The 16,863-nt window shown below is 62.9% G+C and carries 15 protein-coding genes, 1 tRNA gene and 1 pseudogene; 8 read left to right on the plus strand and 9 right to left on the minus strand.

What is annotated here, in order from left to right; genetic code table 11:
- Positions 1-47 precede the first annotated feature (47 nt).
- Positions 48-941 (plus strand): LysR family transcriptional regulator, encoded by an 894-nt coding sequence (locus tag HAP48_RS21160; RefSeq protein ID WP_166210418.1) that lies wholly within the window; start codon positions 48-50, stop codon positions 939-941.
- Positions 942-1,030: 89 nt separating this feature from the next.
- On the opposite strand, the pseudogene HAP48_RS21165 reads toward HAP48_RS21160, so the two are convergent.
- The 3 genes and pseudogenes from HAP48_RS21165 to HAP48_RS21175 form a co-directional block, all read right to left on the minus strand.
- A pseudogene (locus tag HAP48_RS21165) lies at positions 1,031-1,402 on the minus strand (Bug family tripartite tricarboxylate transporter substrate binding protein); the annotation flags it as partial.
- A gap of 101 nt (positions 1,403-1,503) precedes the next feature.
- Positions 1,504-2,283: a histidinol-phosphatase gene (gene hisN / locus HAP48_RS21170; RefSeq protein WP_166210415.1), complete on the minus strand. Its 780-nt coding sequence runs from the start codon at positions 2,281-2,283 to the stop codon at positions 1,504-1,506.
- 570 nt (positions 2,284-2,853) lie between these two features.
- Positions 2,854-3,741 (minus strand): N-formylglutamate amidohydrolase, encoded by an 888-nt coding sequence (locus HAP48_RS21175; RefSeq protein WP_166210412.1) that lies wholly within the window; start codon positions 3,739-3,741, stop codon positions 2,854-2,856.
- A gap of 305 nt (positions 3,742-4,046) precedes the next feature.
- Between HAP48_RS21175 and cpdR the strand changes: the two genes are divergently transcribed.
- The 7 genes from cpdR (at position 4,047) to HAP48_RS21210 (ending at position 9,578) form a co-directional block, all read left to right on the plus strand.
- The gene (gene cpdR / locus HAP48_RS21180) at positions 4,047-4,406 is read left to right on the plus strand and encodes a cell cycle two-component system response regulator CpdR (RefSeq protein WP_016843340.1); all 360 of its coding nucleotides are present in this window, start codon (positions 4,047-4,049) and stop codon (positions 4,404-4,406) included.
- Positions 4,407-4,485: 79 nt separating this feature from the next.
- Positions 4,486-4,560: transfer RNA gene (locus HAP48_RS21185), tRNA-Val, on the plus strand.
- A gap of 617 nt (positions 4,561-5,177) precedes the next feature.
- Positions 5,178-5,612 carry a hypothetical protein gene (locus HAP48_RS21190; RefSeq protein ID WP_166210409.1) on the plus strand — a complete coding sequence of 145 codons (435 nt, stop codon included), beginning with the start codon at positions 5,178-5,180 and terminating at the stop codon, positions 5,610-5,612.
- Between the two features lie 340 nt (positions 5,613-5,952).
- Positions 5,953-6,825 carry an AraC family transcriptional regulator gene (locus HAP48_RS21195; protein WP_166210406.1) on the plus strand — a complete coding sequence of 291 codons (873 nt, stop codon included), beginning with the start codon at positions 5,953-5,955 and terminating at the stop codon, positions 6,823-6,825.
- Between the two features lie 99 nt (positions 6,826-6,924).
- A complete protein-coding gene (locus tag HAP48_RS21200) occupies positions 6,925-8,121 on the plus strand; it encodes a CaiB/BaiF CoA transferase family protein (protein ID WP_166210403.1) in 1,197 nt (398 codons plus the stop codon).
- A 64-nt stretch (positions 8,122-8,185) separates the two neighbouring features.
- Positions 8,186-8,929, plus strand: a complete 744-nt coding sequence (locus tag HAP48_RS21205) for an SDR family NAD(P)-dependent oxidoreductase (RefSeq protein ID WP_166210400.1) — start codon at positions 8,186-8,188, stop codon at positions 8,927-8,929.
- A gap of 4 nt (positions 8,930-8,933) precedes the next feature.
- Positions 8,934-9,578, plus strand: a complete 645-nt coding sequence (locus tag HAP48_RS21210; protein ID WP_029079390.1) for a glutathione S-transferase family protein — start codon at positions 8,934-8,936, stop codon at positions 9,576-9,578.
- 55 nt (positions 9,579-9,633) lie between these two features.
- Here the strand turns inward: HAP48_RS21210 and HAP48_RS21215 are convergent, their stop codons facing one another.
- The 6 genes from HAP48_RS21215 to HAP48_RS21240 all read right to left on the minus strand — a co-directional run bounded on the left by HAP48_RS21215 (position 9,634) and on the right by HAP48_RS21240 (position 16,808).
- The gene (locus HAP48_RS21215) at positions 9,634-10,473 is read right to left on the minus strand and encodes an ABC transporter ATP-binding protein (protein ID WP_166210396.1); all 840 of its coding nucleotides are present in this window, start codon (positions 10,471-10,473) and stop codon (positions 9,634-9,636) included.
- 69 nt (positions 10,474-10,542) lie between these two features.
- A complete protein-coding gene (locus tag HAP48_RS21220; protein ID WP_166210393.1) occupies positions 10,543-11,868 on the minus strand; it encodes an ABC transporter substrate-binding protein in 1,326 nt (441 codons plus the stop codon).
- A gap of 105 nt (positions 11,869-11,973) precedes the next feature.
- Positions 11,974-13,101, minus strand: a complete 1,128-nt coding sequence (locus HAP48_RS21225; protein ID WP_166210390.1) for a branched-chain amino acid ABC transporter permease — start codon at positions 13,099-13,101, stop codon at positions 11,974-11,976.
- Between the two features lie 15 nt (positions 13,102-13,116).
- Positions 13,117-14,046 (minus strand): branched-chain amino acid ABC transporter permease, encoded by a 930-nt coding sequence (locus tag HAP48_RS21230; RefSeq protein WP_210292668.1) that lies wholly within the window; start codon positions 14,044-14,046, stop codon positions 13,117-13,119.
- A 9-nt stretch (positions 14,047-14,055) separates the two neighbouring features.
- The gene (locus HAP48_RS21235; protein ID WP_166210387.1) at positions 14,056-14,841 is read right to left on the minus strand and encodes an ABC transporter ATP-binding protein; all 786 of its coding nucleotides are present in this window, start codon (positions 14,839-14,841) and stop codon (positions 14,056-14,058) included.
- A complete protein-coding gene (locus HAP48_RS21240) occupies positions 14,838-16,808 on the minus strand; it encodes an AMP-dependent synthetase/ligase (RefSeq protein WP_166210384.1) in 1,971 nt (656 codons plus the stop codon). The genes HAP48_RS21235 and HAP48_RS21240 overlap by 4 nt, the downstream gene beginning before the upstream one ends.
- Between the last annotated feature and the right edge of the window lie 55 nt (positions 16,809-16,863).

Below are 16,863 nucleotides of genomic sequence, written 5' to 3' on the forward strand. Positions count from 1 at the left end.
ACGGAGTTAGCCTTCGGACAGAACGAAGGTATGGGGCGGGAAAAATCATGCGGTTCGACCTGATCGACTTGCAATTGTTCATCGCGGTGGCGGATGCGCGCAGCATCACGCAAGGCGCTGCGCGCGCAAACCTGGCGCTGGCTTCGGCCAGCGAGCGAATCAAGGGCCTCGAGGAGGCGCTCGGCGTCGCGCTGCTCAAGCGCGGCCGCCGCGGCGTCGAACTGACGGCGGCGGGCGAGAGTCTGCTCGGCCACGCCCGCATCGTGATCCACAATGTCGAGGCGTTGCAGAGCGATCTCGCCGCCTATGCCAGCGGCGTCCGCGCCAACGTGCTGCTGCTCGCCAACACCTCGGGCCTGTCGGAGCATCTGCCGCGGGCGCTGGCGGCCTTCCTGCACGAATATCCCGACATCAGCGTCGATGTCGAGGAGCGCGAGAGCACCGATATCGCGACCGCGATCGCCAGCGGCGCCGCCGATCTCGGCTTCGCCGCGGAACACGCGCTACCCGACAGCGTCGAGCGTTTCCTGTTCAGCGAGGACCGCCTGATGCTGGTGGCGTCGCGGCGCAGCGATCTCGGCGGCCGCCGCCAGATCGACTTCCAGGAAGTGGTCGGCCGCGATTTCGTCGGGCTTACGGCGACGTCGGCGCTGCAGGTCCATATCTCCCGGCACGCGGCCAAGCTCGGCGCGCGGCTGCGCTTTCGCGCCCGGCTGCGCGGCTTCGACGCCATCTGCCAGATGGTCGCCGCCGACGTCGGCATCGCCGTGATCCCGGAAACTGCGGCCAGGCGCTGCGCGGCGTCGATGCCGATCACAACGATCCGGATCCGCGACGCCTGGGCCAACCGCCGGCTGACGATCTGCGCCCGCAGCTTCAAGGCGCTGCCGCGGGCGGCCAAGCAGCTCGTGGAGTATCTCCGGGCCGAAGCGCAGCGCTGACGGCACGCTCATTTCGCCGTCACGACGCCGGCATCCTGGATCACCTTGGCCCACTTCTTGATGTCGGCGGCGACGAAGTCGCGGAAATGGTCCGGCGTGTCGCCGACCAGCGTCACCGGCGCGAGGTCCTTCGGCGTGTCATAGGCGACCTTCTCCATGCTCGGGCTGATGGCGAGCGCGCCGGCGCTCGCGATCGCGACGGTGTAGCCATCGGGCGCAGCCTTCGCGACCGCGTCGGTGCCGAGCACGCCGCCCTGGCCGGCGCGATTGTCGACGATGATCGGCTGCCTCACCAGTTCCGACATCTTCTGCCCGATCACCCGCGCGATGATGTCGTTCGGCCCGCCGGGCGGGAACGGCACGATCAGCCGGATCGGCTTGGTCGGAAAATCCTGGGCCGAGGCTGCGCAGGGTGCGAGAAGCAGGAGAAGGGTCGCCAGCAACCTGCCGCAAATCGTCATGTGCGCCCATCCATCCCTGACTTTTCTCGTTGCCGTCAGGATGGGCGCAGATCAATCGCGCGGCAACTCAAGAAATCAGGCCAAGAGATCAGGCCAAGGAATCAGGCGTTGAGCAGCTTCATCGCCGCTTCGTGCACGCGCGGATCGCCGGCGGCGATGATGCGGCCGCCGCTTTGCGCCGGCTTGCCGTCCCAGGTGGTGACGATGCCGCCGGCCCCGGTGACGATCGGGATCAGGCCAGCAATGTCGTAGGGCTTCAGCTCGGTCTCGACCACGAGGTCGAGATGGCCGGCTGCGAGCATGCAATAGGAGTAGCAGTCGCCGCCATAGCGCGACAGGCGCGCTGCATTCTCGACGCGGCCGAAGCGGGCACGGTCATCCGGATTCATCAGCAGCGGGCTCGTAGTGAAGACGGTCGCCTCCTTCAGCGAGGTGCAGCGCCGCACCGACAGCCGCCGCTGGCCCGACGGGCCGGAGTATTGCGCCGAGCCGCTGTCGCCGGAGAAGCGCTCGCCGATATAGGGCTGGTGCATCATCCCGAATACCGGCGTACCTTTGTGCAGCAGGGCGATCAGCGTGCCCCAGATCGGAAAGCCGGCGATGAAGGATTTGGTGCCGTCGATCGGATCGAGCACCCAGACATAGTCGGCGTCCTCGCGCTCATTGCCGAATTCCTCGCCGATGATGCCATGCTGGGGGAAGTTCGCTTTGATCAGCCGCCGCATCACGGCTTCCGCGGCCCGGTCCGCCTCGGTGACCGGATCGAAATCGTTCGAGCTCTTGTTGTCGACTGAGAGCGAGGTCCGGAAGAACGGAAGGATGGTTTCGCCGGATGCGGTCGCGAGGCGGCCGATGAAGGCGGTGAAGTCGATGACCGTCACGGCATGTCCCTGAAATGCGCAAACGACGCGGTAGAAATCGGTTGCGATCTGCCTAGCTCAATCCGGCGCGGCGCGCACGATTAACGGAGTGTTATCCCGGCCTGATGACGGGGTTCCCCACTTTCGTTTGGCTTCGGATTCGAAAGTCTCCTGGGCTTGGCGGCGGATCACGAAGTTGCGAGTCCTGGTATACAAGCTATGCGCAGAGCGCTGGACGTTCCAGATTTTTTCCATAAGCCATTGAAGATAAATGGAAAAAATCAGAGCATGTGGCCTGTTGCAGTTTCGCCAGATTTACCAATATTGCAGAGGAAATGTTTCGAAAGTTCTTGCGTTTTGTGCAGCGCGGCCGCATATTGTTGCGGTGCGGTAGCGCCTCGCGCTATCGCTGCCCTCCTTGGGCGTTTCCTCCCTAGACTTGGGCCGCTTGTTCATTCAAGCGGCCCTTTTTTCTTGGGCCGACATCTCCAAGCGTGAACCTGGAATCCAGTTCGGCGCTCGGCTCGCGTCGTGAAACGGATTCTGTGTTCATGACTTCGTCGGGCACCGCAGTGCCCGTCCGAGACTTGTCTACTCCGCCGCCGCCTGGAACGGGCCGAGATCCCCGAACGGAATTTTCGCGAGTGCATCCGCCAAGGTCGCGAAGTCGGCCGCGACCTGGGCGAAGCGCGGCCCGCGCTCGCGGTGGCGCTCATCCATATAGACCGCGCGGTTGAGCTCGATCTGCACGGTGTGCAGGCCGCTCGCCGGGTTGCCGTAATGCTCGGTGATGAAGCCGCCGGCATAGGGCTTGTTGCGGCCGATCGAATAGCCGAGCGAACTCATCATCTCCTCGACCAGGTCGGGCAGCAGCGGCGCGCAGCTCGTGCCGTAGCGGTCGCCGATCACGACGTCGGGCCGGCGCGGCTCGTCGCGCGACACCCCGACCGACGGCATCGAATGGCAGTCGACCACGATCACGGCGCCGAATGCCTGGTGCGCCTTGTTGATCAGCCGGCGCAGCGCGCGGTGATAGGGCTTGTAGAGCACCTCGATCCGCCGCAGCGCCTCGTCGACGTCGAGCCGCTCGCGGTAGATCTCCTGGCCGTCGCCGACCACCCGCGGGATGGTGCCGAGGCCGCCGGCCACCCGCATCGAGCGCGTGTTGGCAAAGCTCGGCAGCCGTCCGGTGAACATCCGCGGGTCGAGTTCATAGGGCTCGCGGTTCACGTCGACATAGGAGCGCGGGAAGTTGACCCGGACGATCGGAAAGCCGCGATCGCTCACGCCCGCGATCAACTCGTCCATGAAGGAATCTTCGGAGCGACGCAGCGACGTCAGATCGATGCGCGAGGCTTCGAGGAATTCGGCCGGGTAGACCGAACCCGAATGCGGGGAATTGAAGATGATCGGGGCGCGCCAGGCCTGCGGCTCAACGATCTCGAACGGGGGCGACAACTCGCCAGCAAATTCGCTCATTCCCTTGGCGCCGTCCCTTGCGTCCGCCTCGCCCCGCAAGAATTGATTCTGCCGGAAAAGCGGAGATTTATGGGCGGGCATTGTCGGTAATCGCGATCATTCTGCCAAGTGAAAAGAGTGTGGTTTCCGCTGGAACGGGTCTTAAAAGCAGGAAATGCCAACCAAGGTTGATTCGCTGCGGGGTTCGGTCCACAAATAGGTGGTGTTCGCCGCCTCAGGCCTGCCGCAAATTTCACCCGAAATTTACCGTCTGTCGTGCCTACTGTTCGGACAGATCCTCCAAGCCGGATTCGACGATTCCAGTCATGCCGAAAATTCTCCTCGCCGAAGACGACACCGATATGCGCCGCTTCCTGGTCAAGGCGCTCGAAAACGCGGGTTTCAAGGTCTCGCCGCACGACAACGGCATGTCGGCCTACCAGCGGCTGCGCGAGGAGCCGTTCGAAATGCTCCTCACCGACATCGTGATGCCCGAGATGGACGGCATCGAGCTGGCGCGCCGCGCCTCGGAACTCGATCCCGACATCAAGATCATGTTCATCACCGGCTTTGCCGCGGTCGCCCTCAATTCCGATTCGGAGGCGCCGAAAAACGCCAAGGTGCTGGCCAAGCCCGTGCACCTCAGGGAATTGGTCAGCGAAGTGAACAAGTTGCTGGCGGCCTGATTCGCCAAAAAAGCTTCACTTTGCGTCCTTGCCTGCCCCGCCGCGGTCCGTTATAGGGTCCCGATCCAAACAGCGCTTTGGGTGCGTAGCTCAGCGGGAGAGCACTACCTTGACATGGTAGGGGTCACAGGTTCGATCCCTGTCGCACCCACCACGCTTCGCCCTGACGGGCTTCGCGTGGCGCAGCCACGCCGGAGACCGTCAGAGCGAAGCGTGTCCGGCGTAGCTTGAACACAGTGAAAGCGAAGACGGACTGGCGCCGCGAGCTTCAGCCGGCAAGCCACGCTTTCGCAACGGCGACGATCTTCCGCTTCAACCTGTCAAACAGCTAGCTCGGTGTCATCACCCGCGCAGGCGGGTGATCCAGTATTCCAGAGACGCCAGTGCTTGAGCCGAGATGCCGCGGCGTACTGGATCGCCCGGTCGAGCCGGGCGATGACAGTGTGGGTGGGGATACAGCTTCGCATTCTCGCGACATGAATCGTCCGAGCTTTGCTCTTCGTTCCGCCCTCTCTCGCAGAGGGCGCAGGGAAAGCCACGCCGCGTTCGTGACGACCGCGAAGCGCCCCTCGATCGGGTGAGACGGGCAAACCACACCACCGAGTTGTCATTCCGATAAACCGAAACAGTTTTGCCGCGGGGGCTTGCGCCGTCGGGCAACTCGGTGATCCGCATCTCGACGATCGCTGCGGCTGCGGTAATAAAGGGACGGGAACCAGAGGTCGCACAAGGCCTCTCGCGTGATCATGGAAGGTCGGAGGAGAAATCGCGGTGCTCGATCACATCCTGAAATTCATGACGCTCGGGACTATCATCGTCGGCATCACGGCGATCTACACTGCGCTCCACACCAACAACCGGCGGCTCGGCGCCGATATCTTCCTCAGATATTCCGACCGCATTTCCGACCTGCGACGCCGCCTGCCAACGGCGGCGTTCCATGACGAGGGCGCTGACGGCACCATTGAGATGACGCCGGACGAGCGCCGGATTGTGCATGAAGTCATCTTCTCGATCTTCGAGCTCTTTGAACTCAAGGTCCATGGCTTCATTCCGCCGGGGATCTGGAAGATCAGGGAGCCCGATATCGAAAGGGTGCTCTCCCTGCCTGTCTTCCAGCAGGAATTGGCGGTGGTGAAAGTGAGGTTCGTGAAACATCCGCGCTTTGCGGCGTGGCTCGACCAGATCGGGCAAGCCAAGGCATAGCCCGGGGGCGACGCGCGATCTGAGAACGTGTTCTCCGTCGATGGTGAGGCTGGTTGCCGGTGATCTCGCGCCGCTGGCGCAACGCGCGGGTTCGCCGCGCAATGTGACGGGCCGGCATGACCAGCGCGTCGGCGCAATACGCGCGGTTGATCGGCGCTAAGTCTCGCTCGCCCGGTCGCGCCGCTTCGCTCAGTGCGACGATCGCGGACGCCGCAATCAGCAGCATCACGGTTCCGTGCGCCGCGACGGTCCAGCGACAAGGGGGCTGGATTTTTCCTCAGGGATAGTCAATTCTGATTCAGAACTCACCCATCCGTGCCACACGCGGAGGAGATATCCCATGGAGGAAGCGCGCACCGAGCGGTATGTCCGCCAGGTCGGCGGTGAACTTGTATCCTCCGTCATCGCGCGGTCGAAGCCGATCCGGGTCGAGCTGCTCAGCCGGACCTCGCGGCCCCGCATGAACTGGCATTTCCGCCAGCCTGAACTGACCCTGTTCTGGTTCCGCAACGGCTGCTCGCAATTGCGCGCCACGATCAATGGCCGGCCGGTCGAATCCGAATTCTCCGAGGCGGCCAATCTCGCGCTGTTTCCCGCCGGCACCGAGATCGAGGGCGAATGGTCGGTCGGGCCGGCGTTCGATTATGTGGTCGTGTTCCTCGATCCAAAGTTCGTGCAGAGCCGGCTCAACGGCGTGATCGAACGGCCGGCGCTTGCGTTCGGCCATGACCAGCTCTGCCGCGGCCTCGCCGAGCTCAGCCAGGAGGCCGCCACACCCGACAATCTGTTCGATCTGTTTGCCGAGGGCTGGGCCAGCCAGGCGCTGGCCCATATCGCGCGGCTGTCGCGCGGCGCGGAGCAGCCGAAGCCCTTGAGCCGCGGCGGATTGCCGGCGCTCAAGCTGCGCAGGATCGAGGAGTTCGTCCGGGCAAATCTTGGCGAGGCGATCTCGCTTTCGGTGCTGTCGGATGTCGCCGGCCTGAGCAAGCGGCATTTCCTGCGCGCCTTCCAGGAGAGCACCGGCACCAGCCCGCATCGCTATGTGCTCGATCTGCGCATCGACCAGGCCAAGCGCCGCCTCGGCGAGACCGACGACAGCGTGACCAGCATCGCGCTGGCGTCGGGCTTCAGCCATGCGCAGCATTTCTCGTCGACGTTCAGGCAGGCCACCGGCATGAGCCCGTCGCTGTTCCGGCAGCAGTGCCGGGCCTGAGTTTCGGCGCTTTTCTGCACGTCGCGGCGGTTTCCCGGAAGCGCAGGCCCACCCTCCATCGTACGCCGGCGTAGCGTAATTGGGAGAAGGAAGCAGCGCATGTCAGGGCCATTGGCGGGAATTCGCGTACTTGATCTGACCGGTGTCGTCTCGGGCCCGTTCGCGACGATGTTTCTCGCCGATCAGGGCGCCGATGTGCTCAAGGTCGAACCGATCGGCGGCGACATCACCCGACGCAGCCGGGCCAATGTCGACAAGACAGGTGAATTCTCGGCGCTGTTCATCTCGTCGAACCGCGGCAAGCGCTCGCTCTCGATCGACATGAAAACCGATGCCGGGCGGGACGTGCTGGGCAAGTTGGTGCTCGAGGCCGACGTGCTGGTGCAGAATTTCCGGCCCGGCACGATGGAACGTCTCGGGCTCGGTCCGGACGAGGTGCGCAGCAAAAACCCGCGGCTGATCTATGTCTCGATCAGCGGCGTCGGCGAAGACGGGCCTTACGCCAAGAAGCGGGTCTACGATCCCATCGTGCAGGGCCTCTCGGGCTTCTGCGATATCCAGGCGCAGCCGGTGACCAACCGTCCGCAGATGATCCGGACCATCGTGGCCGACAAGACGACGGCGGTCTATGCCGCGCAGGCGATCACCGCGGCGCTGTACGCCCGCGAGAAATCCGGCCGCGGCCAGCATATCCAGGTCGCGATGCTGGACGCGATGATCGCCTATCTCTGGCCGGAAGGCATGATGCAATACACGGTGGTCGGCCGCGAGCAGACCACGTCGGATCCGAACGACCGTCCCGATCTCGTGTTCCAGACCTCGGACGGTTACCTAACCTGCGGGACCATCTCCGATTCCGAATGGCAGGGCTTCTGCAGGGCCACCGGCGATCCGGAACTGGCCAATGATCCGCGTTTCGCCACGCCGGCTTCGCGCTCGGTCAACGCAACGGCGCGCATCAACAGGATGCAGGACTATATCGGCCGGCACACTACCGCCGAATGGCTGGCGCGGCTCGATGCGGCCGACGTGCCGTGCGCGCCGATCCTGCGGCGCGGCGAGATCATCGCCAACGAGCAGGTGGTCGCCCGCGGGCTGATCGCCGAACTGGAGCAGCCCGGGGTCGGCACCGTGCGGCAGCCAAAACCCGCGGCGCGCTTCGACGTCGATGCTGCCGCGATCGGCGGCCCGGCGCCGCGCATCGGCCAGCACAGTCGCGAGGTGCTGCGCGACCTCGGCTACGGCGATGCGGCCATCGAGCAGATGATCGCCGAGAGGGCCGTGCGCGCGGTCTGAGCGGCCGCGCCACGCAACGTCACTATCCTTGAACAGAACAACCGCCGTCGGTGGGAGATGTCCTATGGCCGAGACAAACAAGACTGCCTTGCTGGTTGGCGCGGGCGATGCGATCGGCGCCGCGGTGGCGCGACGCTTCGCGACCGGCGGTTACACCGTCTGCATCGCGCGGCGCGATGCCGCGAAATCGAGCGCGCTGGTAGAGGAGCTGACCGGCGCCGGAGGCCAGGTGCATGCGCTCAGCGTTGATGCGCGGCGCGAGACCGAGGTGCAGGAGCTCTGCGAGCGGGTCGAGCGCGAGTTCGGGCCGATCGAGGTCTGCCTGTTCAATGCGGGCTCGAACGTCAGGAAGGAGCTGCACGAGACCAGCGAAAAACTGTTCTTCAAGGCCTGGGAGCTCGCCTGCTTCGCCGGCTTCCTGGTCGGGCGCGAGGCGACAAGGCACATGCTGCGGCATGGCCGCGGCACCATGCTGTTCACGGGAGCTACCGCCAGCGTGCGCGGCAGCAGCGGCTTTGCGGCATTCGCATCCGCCAAGTTCGGTCTGCGCGCGGTCGCCCAGGCGATGGCGCGCGAGCTCGGGCCGAAGAACATCCATGTCGCCCATCTCCTGATCGATGCCGGCGTCGACAGCCCGGCCATCCACCAGCGCATGAAGGCCGCCACGGGCATCGAGGCGTCGGCGATCCCGCCTGATACCCTGACCCGCACGTCTTCGATCGCGGAGGCCTACTGGTTCCTGCACCAGCAGAGCCGCGACGGCTGGAGCCACGAGCTGGATCTGCGTCCCTCCGTCGAGAAATGGTGACGCCATGCCGGAAACGCTGACGCTGTGGGGGGTAGGGACATCGCGGACGATCCGGGCCCATTGGGCGCTGCACGAATTGGGACTGGATTATCACTGCAAGCCGATCCTGCCGCGCTCCGGCGAGACCAAGACGCCGGAATACACCTTGCTCAATCCGCGTCAGAAAATCCCGCTGCTGCAGGACGGCGACTTCACGATCGGGGAGAGTGCCGCCATCGTCGCCTATCTGGCGCGCCATTATTCCAACCCGAATATCTCGCTTGTCCCGGTCGAGGAGCACGATTTCGCGCGATGGCTGGAATGGTGCTTCTTCATCGTGGCCGAACTGGACTCGACCAGCCTCTACGTGATGCGCCGCCATGGCCTCAAGGGCCTCGCCCATATCTACGGCCACGCTCCCGACGTGGTCGGAAAGGCTGCGGAGTATTTCCGTCAGCAACTGCGGCACGTCGAGGTCGCGTTGTCGGACGGCCGCCAATATCTGATGGGCGATCAATTCACCAGCGCGGATATCCTGCTGACGACCTGCCTGGTGTGGGCGATCGATTACGGCGTCGGGGTCTGCGACGTCGCGACGCCGTATCTCGATCGCGTCACAGCAAGGCCGGCCTACAAGGAGAGCGTCGCGGTCAACACTGTGAAGATCTGAGCGGTGACACGTGTCAGGGCCTCCCTGGCCGCTCAAAGGCAAACGTTGCCATCGGCTAAGCGAGCCAACGCTTGCGCCGCTTGTAGTGCTTCACATCGCGATATGATTTTCGCTTGTCGCCGGCGATGCCAAGATAGAACTCCTTGACGTCCTCGTTTGCGGCGAGCGCACGCGCTTCGCCGTCCATCACCACGCGGCCGTTCTCGAGGATGTAGCCGTGGCTCGCATATCTGAGCGCCATATTGGTGTTCTGCTCGGCCAGAAGAAACGATACACCCTCCTTGACGTTGAGGTCCTTCACGATGTCAAAGATCTCTTCGACGATCTGCGGCGCGAGGCCCATCGAAGGTTCGTCGAGCAGGATCATCTTCGGGCGCGACATCAGCGCGCGCCCGATCACACACATCTGCTGTTCGCCGCCCGAGGTATAGCCGGCGGTGGAACCGCGTCGCTCCTTGAGGCGGGGGAAATAGGCATAGACCCGTTCCAGATCCTGCGTGATCGCGAACTTGCCATCCCTGCGCGTGAAGGCGCCGGTCAGGAGATTCTCTTCGACCGTAAGATGAGGGAAGGCGCGCCGCCCCTCCATCACCTGAATGCAGCCGCGTCGCACCACGTCGTTTGGCGACAGGGACTTCACCTCGACGCCGTTGAACAGGATCGAGCCCTTGGTGACCTCGCCGCGCTCTGCGTGCAGCAGATTGGAGATCGCCTTCAGCGTCGTCGTCTTGCCGGCGCCGTTGGCGCCGAGAAGCGCGACAATGCCGCCTCGCGGGACCTCCAGCGAGACGCCCTTCAACACGAGGATGACGTGATCGTAGACAACCTCGATGTTGTTGACCGATAGAATTAGAGCTTCCGCTTCCGTCGCAGCGACGACCTTGGCGATTGACACGCGCAGACCTCCAAACTGTGGCAGGATCCGGGAGCAGGCAAACCTGCCTCCCGGATCACTTGCACGGGCTCAGGTTTCTTTCGCGCAGTCGCGCGGCGTGATCTTCTTCTCCGCGGCATACTTCGCGGACACATCAGCGACGAGCGGTTCGATGAGCGATTCGTCGGCCGTGTACCAGTCGGAGATCACTTTCCAACCCTTGCCGTCCCATTGCTGGACGCGCCCGTAGCGCGCGCCCTCGTGGTCGGAGCAGGAAATGCTGACCGGCTTCAACATCCCCTCAAAGCCGAGTTCCTTGATCCGATCAGCGGTGAGGATGAGGTTCTCAAGCCCCCAACGGACCTGCTCGCCCGTCAGCGGTTTCTTGCCGAACTTTTCGTGCGCCTTGCGGATCGCCTCCACGCCGAGCATGGCGTTCGTCATGCCGCGGTTGTAGAGAACTTCGCCGATCTTGCCAGGTTCTGTCGAACCCTTGCCCTTGGTGTAGACGTGCTTCTCTATGTCAGTGTGAGCGGGATATTTTCCTGCACCATGCTGAAGCATCAGCGACTTGTAGCCGGCGGCTTGATCACCTGCCGGCGTCACATCCGGCTCGGCGCCCGACCACCAAACACCGATCATCTTGTCGCGCGAATAGGCGACGGCCGCCGCTTCCTTGATCGCCGTGCTGTTCATGACGCCCCAGCCCCAGACCAGCACATAGTCCGGCCGATTCTGGCGGATCGCCAGCCATTGCGACTTCTGCTCGACGCCGGGATGCGTGACCGGGATCGGCGTGAACTCAAAGCTGTATTTCTGGGCCAACACCTGCAGCATCGGGATCGGCTCCTTGCCATACGGGCTGTCATGATACAGCAGCGAAATCTTCTTGCCTTTCAGCTTGTCGAACCCGCCGAGCTCCTTGGCGGCGTGCTGGATCGCGATATCCGCCGCGGACCAATAAGTGCCGAGCAACGGAAAATTATACGCGAACACCGCGCCGTTCTTGGAATCGGCACGGCCGTACCCCATCGTGATGATCGGGATCTTGTCGGTCGCGGTCTTTTCGGTGAGCGCGAAGGTGATGCCGGTCGACAGCGGATTGATGAAGGCCGCGCCGGTTGGACCCTTGCTCTTGAGACGCTCATAGCACTCGACGCCTTTGTCGGTCGCGTAGGCGGTCTCGCACTCCTCGACCAGAAGCTTGACGCCGTTGATGCCGCCGTCGCGCTCGTTGATCAGGTTGTAGTAGTCGGCAACGCCGTTTGCGTAGGGCGCGCCATTCACGGCGTACGGTCCGGTCCGGTAGGACAGAATTGGAATGAACTGCTCGTTTTGCGCTGCGGCCGGTGCGCTGAACGCCGCGCCGGCCAAGGCGGTCGCCAGTATCAAGACACTGCGTGCAATACTTGCCATATTGATATCCTCCTCCTTAAAGCCCCTCTTTCCGTCTGCGATGCTTCTTTCCTCTCGGTTGTCAGCGGCCGCCATCCGCGTTGCGATCGAGGTGCGATCGCTCCTTCAATATGGAAACGGCCAAAGTCTGAGCTTCTCCTTGCCGATCGATATCAGCCGGGCGAAGCCATGGGGTTCCTTGATGAGCAGATAACAGATCAAAGATCCGAAGATGATGAACTGGAGGTGCGTGATCGTTTGCGTCGACAGTGGCAGGCCGAGTTCGGTTGGAATCACATTCAGCATGATCGGCACGATGAGGATGAAAGCCGCCCCGATGAACGAACCCATGATCGATCCGAGCCCGCCGATGATGACCATGAACAAAAGCTCCAGCGAGCGGTCGATCGAGAACGCAAGCGGCTCCCATGAACCGAGGTAGACGAACGCCCAGAGCGCACCCGCCACCCCGATGATGAACGAAGAGACCGCGAAAGCCGTGAGTTTTGCATAGAGCGGCCGGATGCCGATCAGTTCGGCGGCGATATCCATGTCGCGGATCGCCATCCACTGCCTGCCGAGATTGCCGCGAACGAGATTCTTCGCCAACACCGCCATCACGGTCACGAAGAGCAGACACAGCAGGTAGCGCTCGACCGGCGTGCTAACGACCATGCCGAAGAAGTCCAGCGCCGGTGCATTGACCGATCCCGACGGGGCGTAGTTGGTGAACCACGGAATTCGCAGGAACGCCCAATCGAAGAAGAACTGCGCGGCGAGCGTTGCGACCGCCAGGTAGAGACCCTTGATCCGCAGACTGGGAATGCCGAACAGGATTCCGGCACCCGCCGCCGTGAACCCGCCAAGCAGAATGGATGCCAGCACGGGCAACGGCGGCATCGAGATCGCGAAGCCAAGCCAGGCAAGCGGGATATGAACGCCTGTCGCCAGCTTGTAGGCGGAATAGGCGCCGATGGCCATGAACGCGCCGCTGCCGAGCGAAATCTGGCCGCAATAGCCGACAAGTATGTTCGTGCCGATGGCGGCGAGCGCCAGGATAAGGAAGGGCAGTAAGATCGCCCACAACAGATAGTCGGTGCGGAACGGCCAGATACGGAAGGTGGCCAACAACGGCACGCCAACGAAAGCAATCGCGAGCAGGACGGCGAGCGCAATACGGTCCTGACGGATCGGAAAGATCGCCATGTCCTCCGCATAACTCGTCTTGAACTGGCCGGCCTCGCGATAAAGCACGACGAACTCCTTGTCTCAGATACGTTCGATGATCCGCTCGCCGAACAGCCCCTGCGGCCGCACGAGCAGCACCGCCAACGCCAACACAAACGCAAACCAATATTCGATACCGCCACCGATGGATGGCCCTAGATACGCCTCGGCAAGCTTCTCGCCCGCCCCCACGATGAGCCCGCCGACGATGGCTCCCGGAATCGAGGTGAGGCCTCCGATGATCAGAACCGGTAGCGCCTTCAGCGCGAGAAAAGTGATGGAGAACTGCACGCCGAGCTTGGTCCCCCACACGGTCGCCGCGACCAGCGCAACGAGGCCGGCGGCAAGCCAGACGACGAACCAGATCCAACTGATCGGGATACCGACTGAATGCGCGGCCAAATGGTCGTCGGCCACGGCCCTGAGTGCACGACCGGTCTTGGTACGCTGAAAGAAAATCGCGAGGCCGGCGACCAGGATGCCTGCGATCAGTGCGCCCCAGACATCCAGCTTGTTGACCAGAATCCCACCCGGGAACAAGCCTTCAAACAAAAACCAGGCGTCGGTCGGGAACAGCCGCAACGGGTAGACATCCGATCCGAAGATCATCTCCGCGGCGCCCTCGATGACGAATGTCACGCCGATCGTCGACATGAACAGCGTCAGGCCGTCCTGGTTGACCAGAGGTCCGATCACGAACCGCTCGATGAGCCAGGCCGTTGCCGCCATGATCACGGCGGCAAACCCGACAGCGAGGACGACCGCGACCCAAAGCGGAAAGCCATTGCCGACCAGGAGGTCGAGGGACCGAACCAGCGCCAACCCCGCGAGCAATACCATTGCTCCCTGCGCATAATTGAATACGCCGGATGCCTTGAAGATCAGCACGAAGCCGAGCGCGACCAGCGAATAGAGCACGCCGGACATCAATCCGCCGATCAGGACCTCGAGAAACTGACCCAGTGCGATCATGGACGCACCTCAATGCGCGACGCCAAGATATGCGTCGATCACGGCTTGACTTCTCTTCACTTCATCAGGCGTGCCGTCTGCGATCTTTACGCCGTGATCAAGCACCGCTACGCGATCCGACAGATCCATGACCACGGCCATGTCGTGCTCGATCAGGGCGATGGTCGTGCCGTAATGATTGTTCACATCGATGATGAAGCGCGACATGTCCGCCTTCTCCTCGAGGTTCATGCCTGCCATCGGCTCGTCGAGGAGAAGAAGGTCGGGCTCCATCGCCAGAGCGCGGCCGAGTTCGACACGCTTCTGCAAGCCGTATGGCAAACGCCCGACAGGTACCTTGCGGATTGTCTCGATCTCCAGAAAGTCGATGATCTCCTCGACCTTGCGCCGGTGCTCGATCTCCTCTGCGAGAGCAGGGCCATAACGCAGCACCTGCCACAACAGCCCCCGGCGCACCTTCAAGGTGCGGCCTGCCATGATGTTGTCGAGCGCGCTCATGCCCTTGAACAGGGCGACATTCTGAAAGGTGCGCGCGATGCCGCCGCGCGCCGCCTCGAAAGGCTGCATTTTGGCCCGGGTGCGCCCCTTGAAGGTGATGGCGCCATGATTGGGATGATAGAAGCCGTTGACGACGTTCAGCATCGAGGTTTTGCCGGCGCCGTTTGGGCCGATGATGGCGCGAATCTCGCCTTTTCTGACGTTGAACGAAACGTCCCGCAGCGCCTTGACGCCGCCAAAGGCCAGTGCCACGCCCTCGACCTGCAGCAGGATTTCGTTGGTGTCCGGCGCTCTCATGCTGCTTTTCCCAGCGATTCTGCCGGAGCGATGACTTGCATGTCGCGAACCTTGACCCGTGCCGCGATCGTGCCCTTCCGGCCATCCTCAAAAGTCACGTCCGTGGAAATGTCGGCGTCATGCGCTCCGTTGTAGAGTGCCGTGACCAACGGCGCATAGCGTTCGGCGATGAAGCGGCGGCGCACCTTCTGCGTGCGGGTCAGTTCGCCGTCATCCGCGTCGAGTTCCTTGTGCAGAATGAGGAAGCGGCGAATCTGGGCGCCCGCAAACAGCTTCTCCTTGGCAAGCGAGCGGTTCACCTCGGCGACGTCTTTCGCGACCATGTCGTAGACCATCGGATGCCCGGCAAGCTCCAGATAGGATCCGTAGGAGACGTTGTTGCGTTCCGCCCAATTCGCGACCGCGACCGGGTCGATGTTGAGCATGGCGCAGACGAAATCCCGGGAGTCGCCGAACGTGATCGCTTCCTTGATGTTGGGATAGAACTTCAGCTTGTTCTCAAGGTACTTCGGGGCAAACATCGTGCCGTCAGCCAATCGACCGACGTCCTTCGCACGATCGATGATCTTCAGATGCCCGGTCTTCTCGTCGAAAAAGCCCGCATCGCCGGTCCTGACGTATCCGTCTGATGTCATGGCCTCCGCCGTCTTTGCCTGATCCTTGAAATATCCGAGGAACATGCCGGGCGAGCGAAACTGCACTTCGCCCGATTCCGCAATGCGGATGTCGACGTTGGGCGCCGGCGGACCAACCGTATCCGAGTGGATCTCGCCATCGGGCTGGCACGTGACATAGAGGAACGCTTCGGTCTGGCCGTACAGCTGCTTCAGGTTCAGACCGATCGAGCGGTAGAACGCGAACAGATCCGGACCGATGGCCTCACCTCCGGTGTATGCGACGCGCAGCCGAGACATGCCAAGAACGTTCTTGAGGGGCTCGTAGACCAGCCAGCGCCCGAGCGCGTAGAGCAAGCGGCCTGACGGCGGCACCGGCCTTCCAGTCAGGACCTGCTCGCCATACCGGCGCCCGACGTCGAGAAAGTAGTTGAACATCCGCCGCTTGATCGGCGCAGCGTCCTCCATGCGGACCATCAGCCGCGTCAACATGGCCTCGAAAATTCGCGGCGGAGCCAGGTAGAAGGTTGGTCCGAGCTCATGCCGATCCTGCTCGATCGTGTCGCTGTTTTCGGGACACGCCATGCAGTATCCAGCCACGAGGCCCTGCACATAGCTGACGTAGTGATCGCCCGCCCAGGCAAGCGGCAGATAGGCGAGCACCACGTCCTGGTCGGTCAGTCCATCGAATCGCGTGGTATCGATTGCGGCATCGATGCAGCCTCGCGAGGACAGCATGACGCCCTTCGGCGCGCCGGTCGTTCCCGAGGTGTAGAGGATGACCGCGATATCAGAACCGTTGCCTGTCTGAACCAATTCATCAATTCGTTCGCTCAGTGCCGCATCAGCGGCAAGTGCCGCGCGGCCGTCGTCGATGACATCGTCGATTGCAATCGATCGACTGTGATCATAGCCCTCAAGGCCGCGCGGCTCGTCATAGACGATCTTGTCGAGTTGCGGCAGTCGATCGGACACCGAGAGGACCTTGTCGACCTGCTCCTGGTCTTGCGCCGCGACCAGCTTCGCCTCGGCGTGGGCGAGAACAAAGGCAAGTTCGTCGGCCACCGCATCCGCGTAAACCGGAACGGGAATTGCGCGGAGCACCTGCGCTGCCATCATGGTCCAGTAAAGCTTCGGCCGATTGGAGCCGACAACGGCGATTGTCTCGCCCGGCCGCAAGCCAAGGCGATGCAGACCCGCGGCATAGGCACGCACGATCCCGGCAACTTGAGCCCAGGTCCAGCTCTGCCAGATGCCAAGATCCTTGTGCCGAAACGCCGGACGCGTGCCTAACTGCGCTGCATTCCGCAGCAGCAATTTGGGGAACGTGTCAAACGATCCGCCACCGGCCATGTCGGTCTCGATCCCAAAAACCGGCGCGTTGGTTCGCCCCTGCTTATGGTGATGC

It is taken from the genome of Bradyrhizobium septentrionale (assembly GCF_011516645.4).
Classification (GTDB): Bacteria; Pseudomonadota; Alphaproteobacteria; order Rhizobiales; family Xanthobacteraceae; genus Bradyrhizobium; species Bradyrhizobium septentrionale.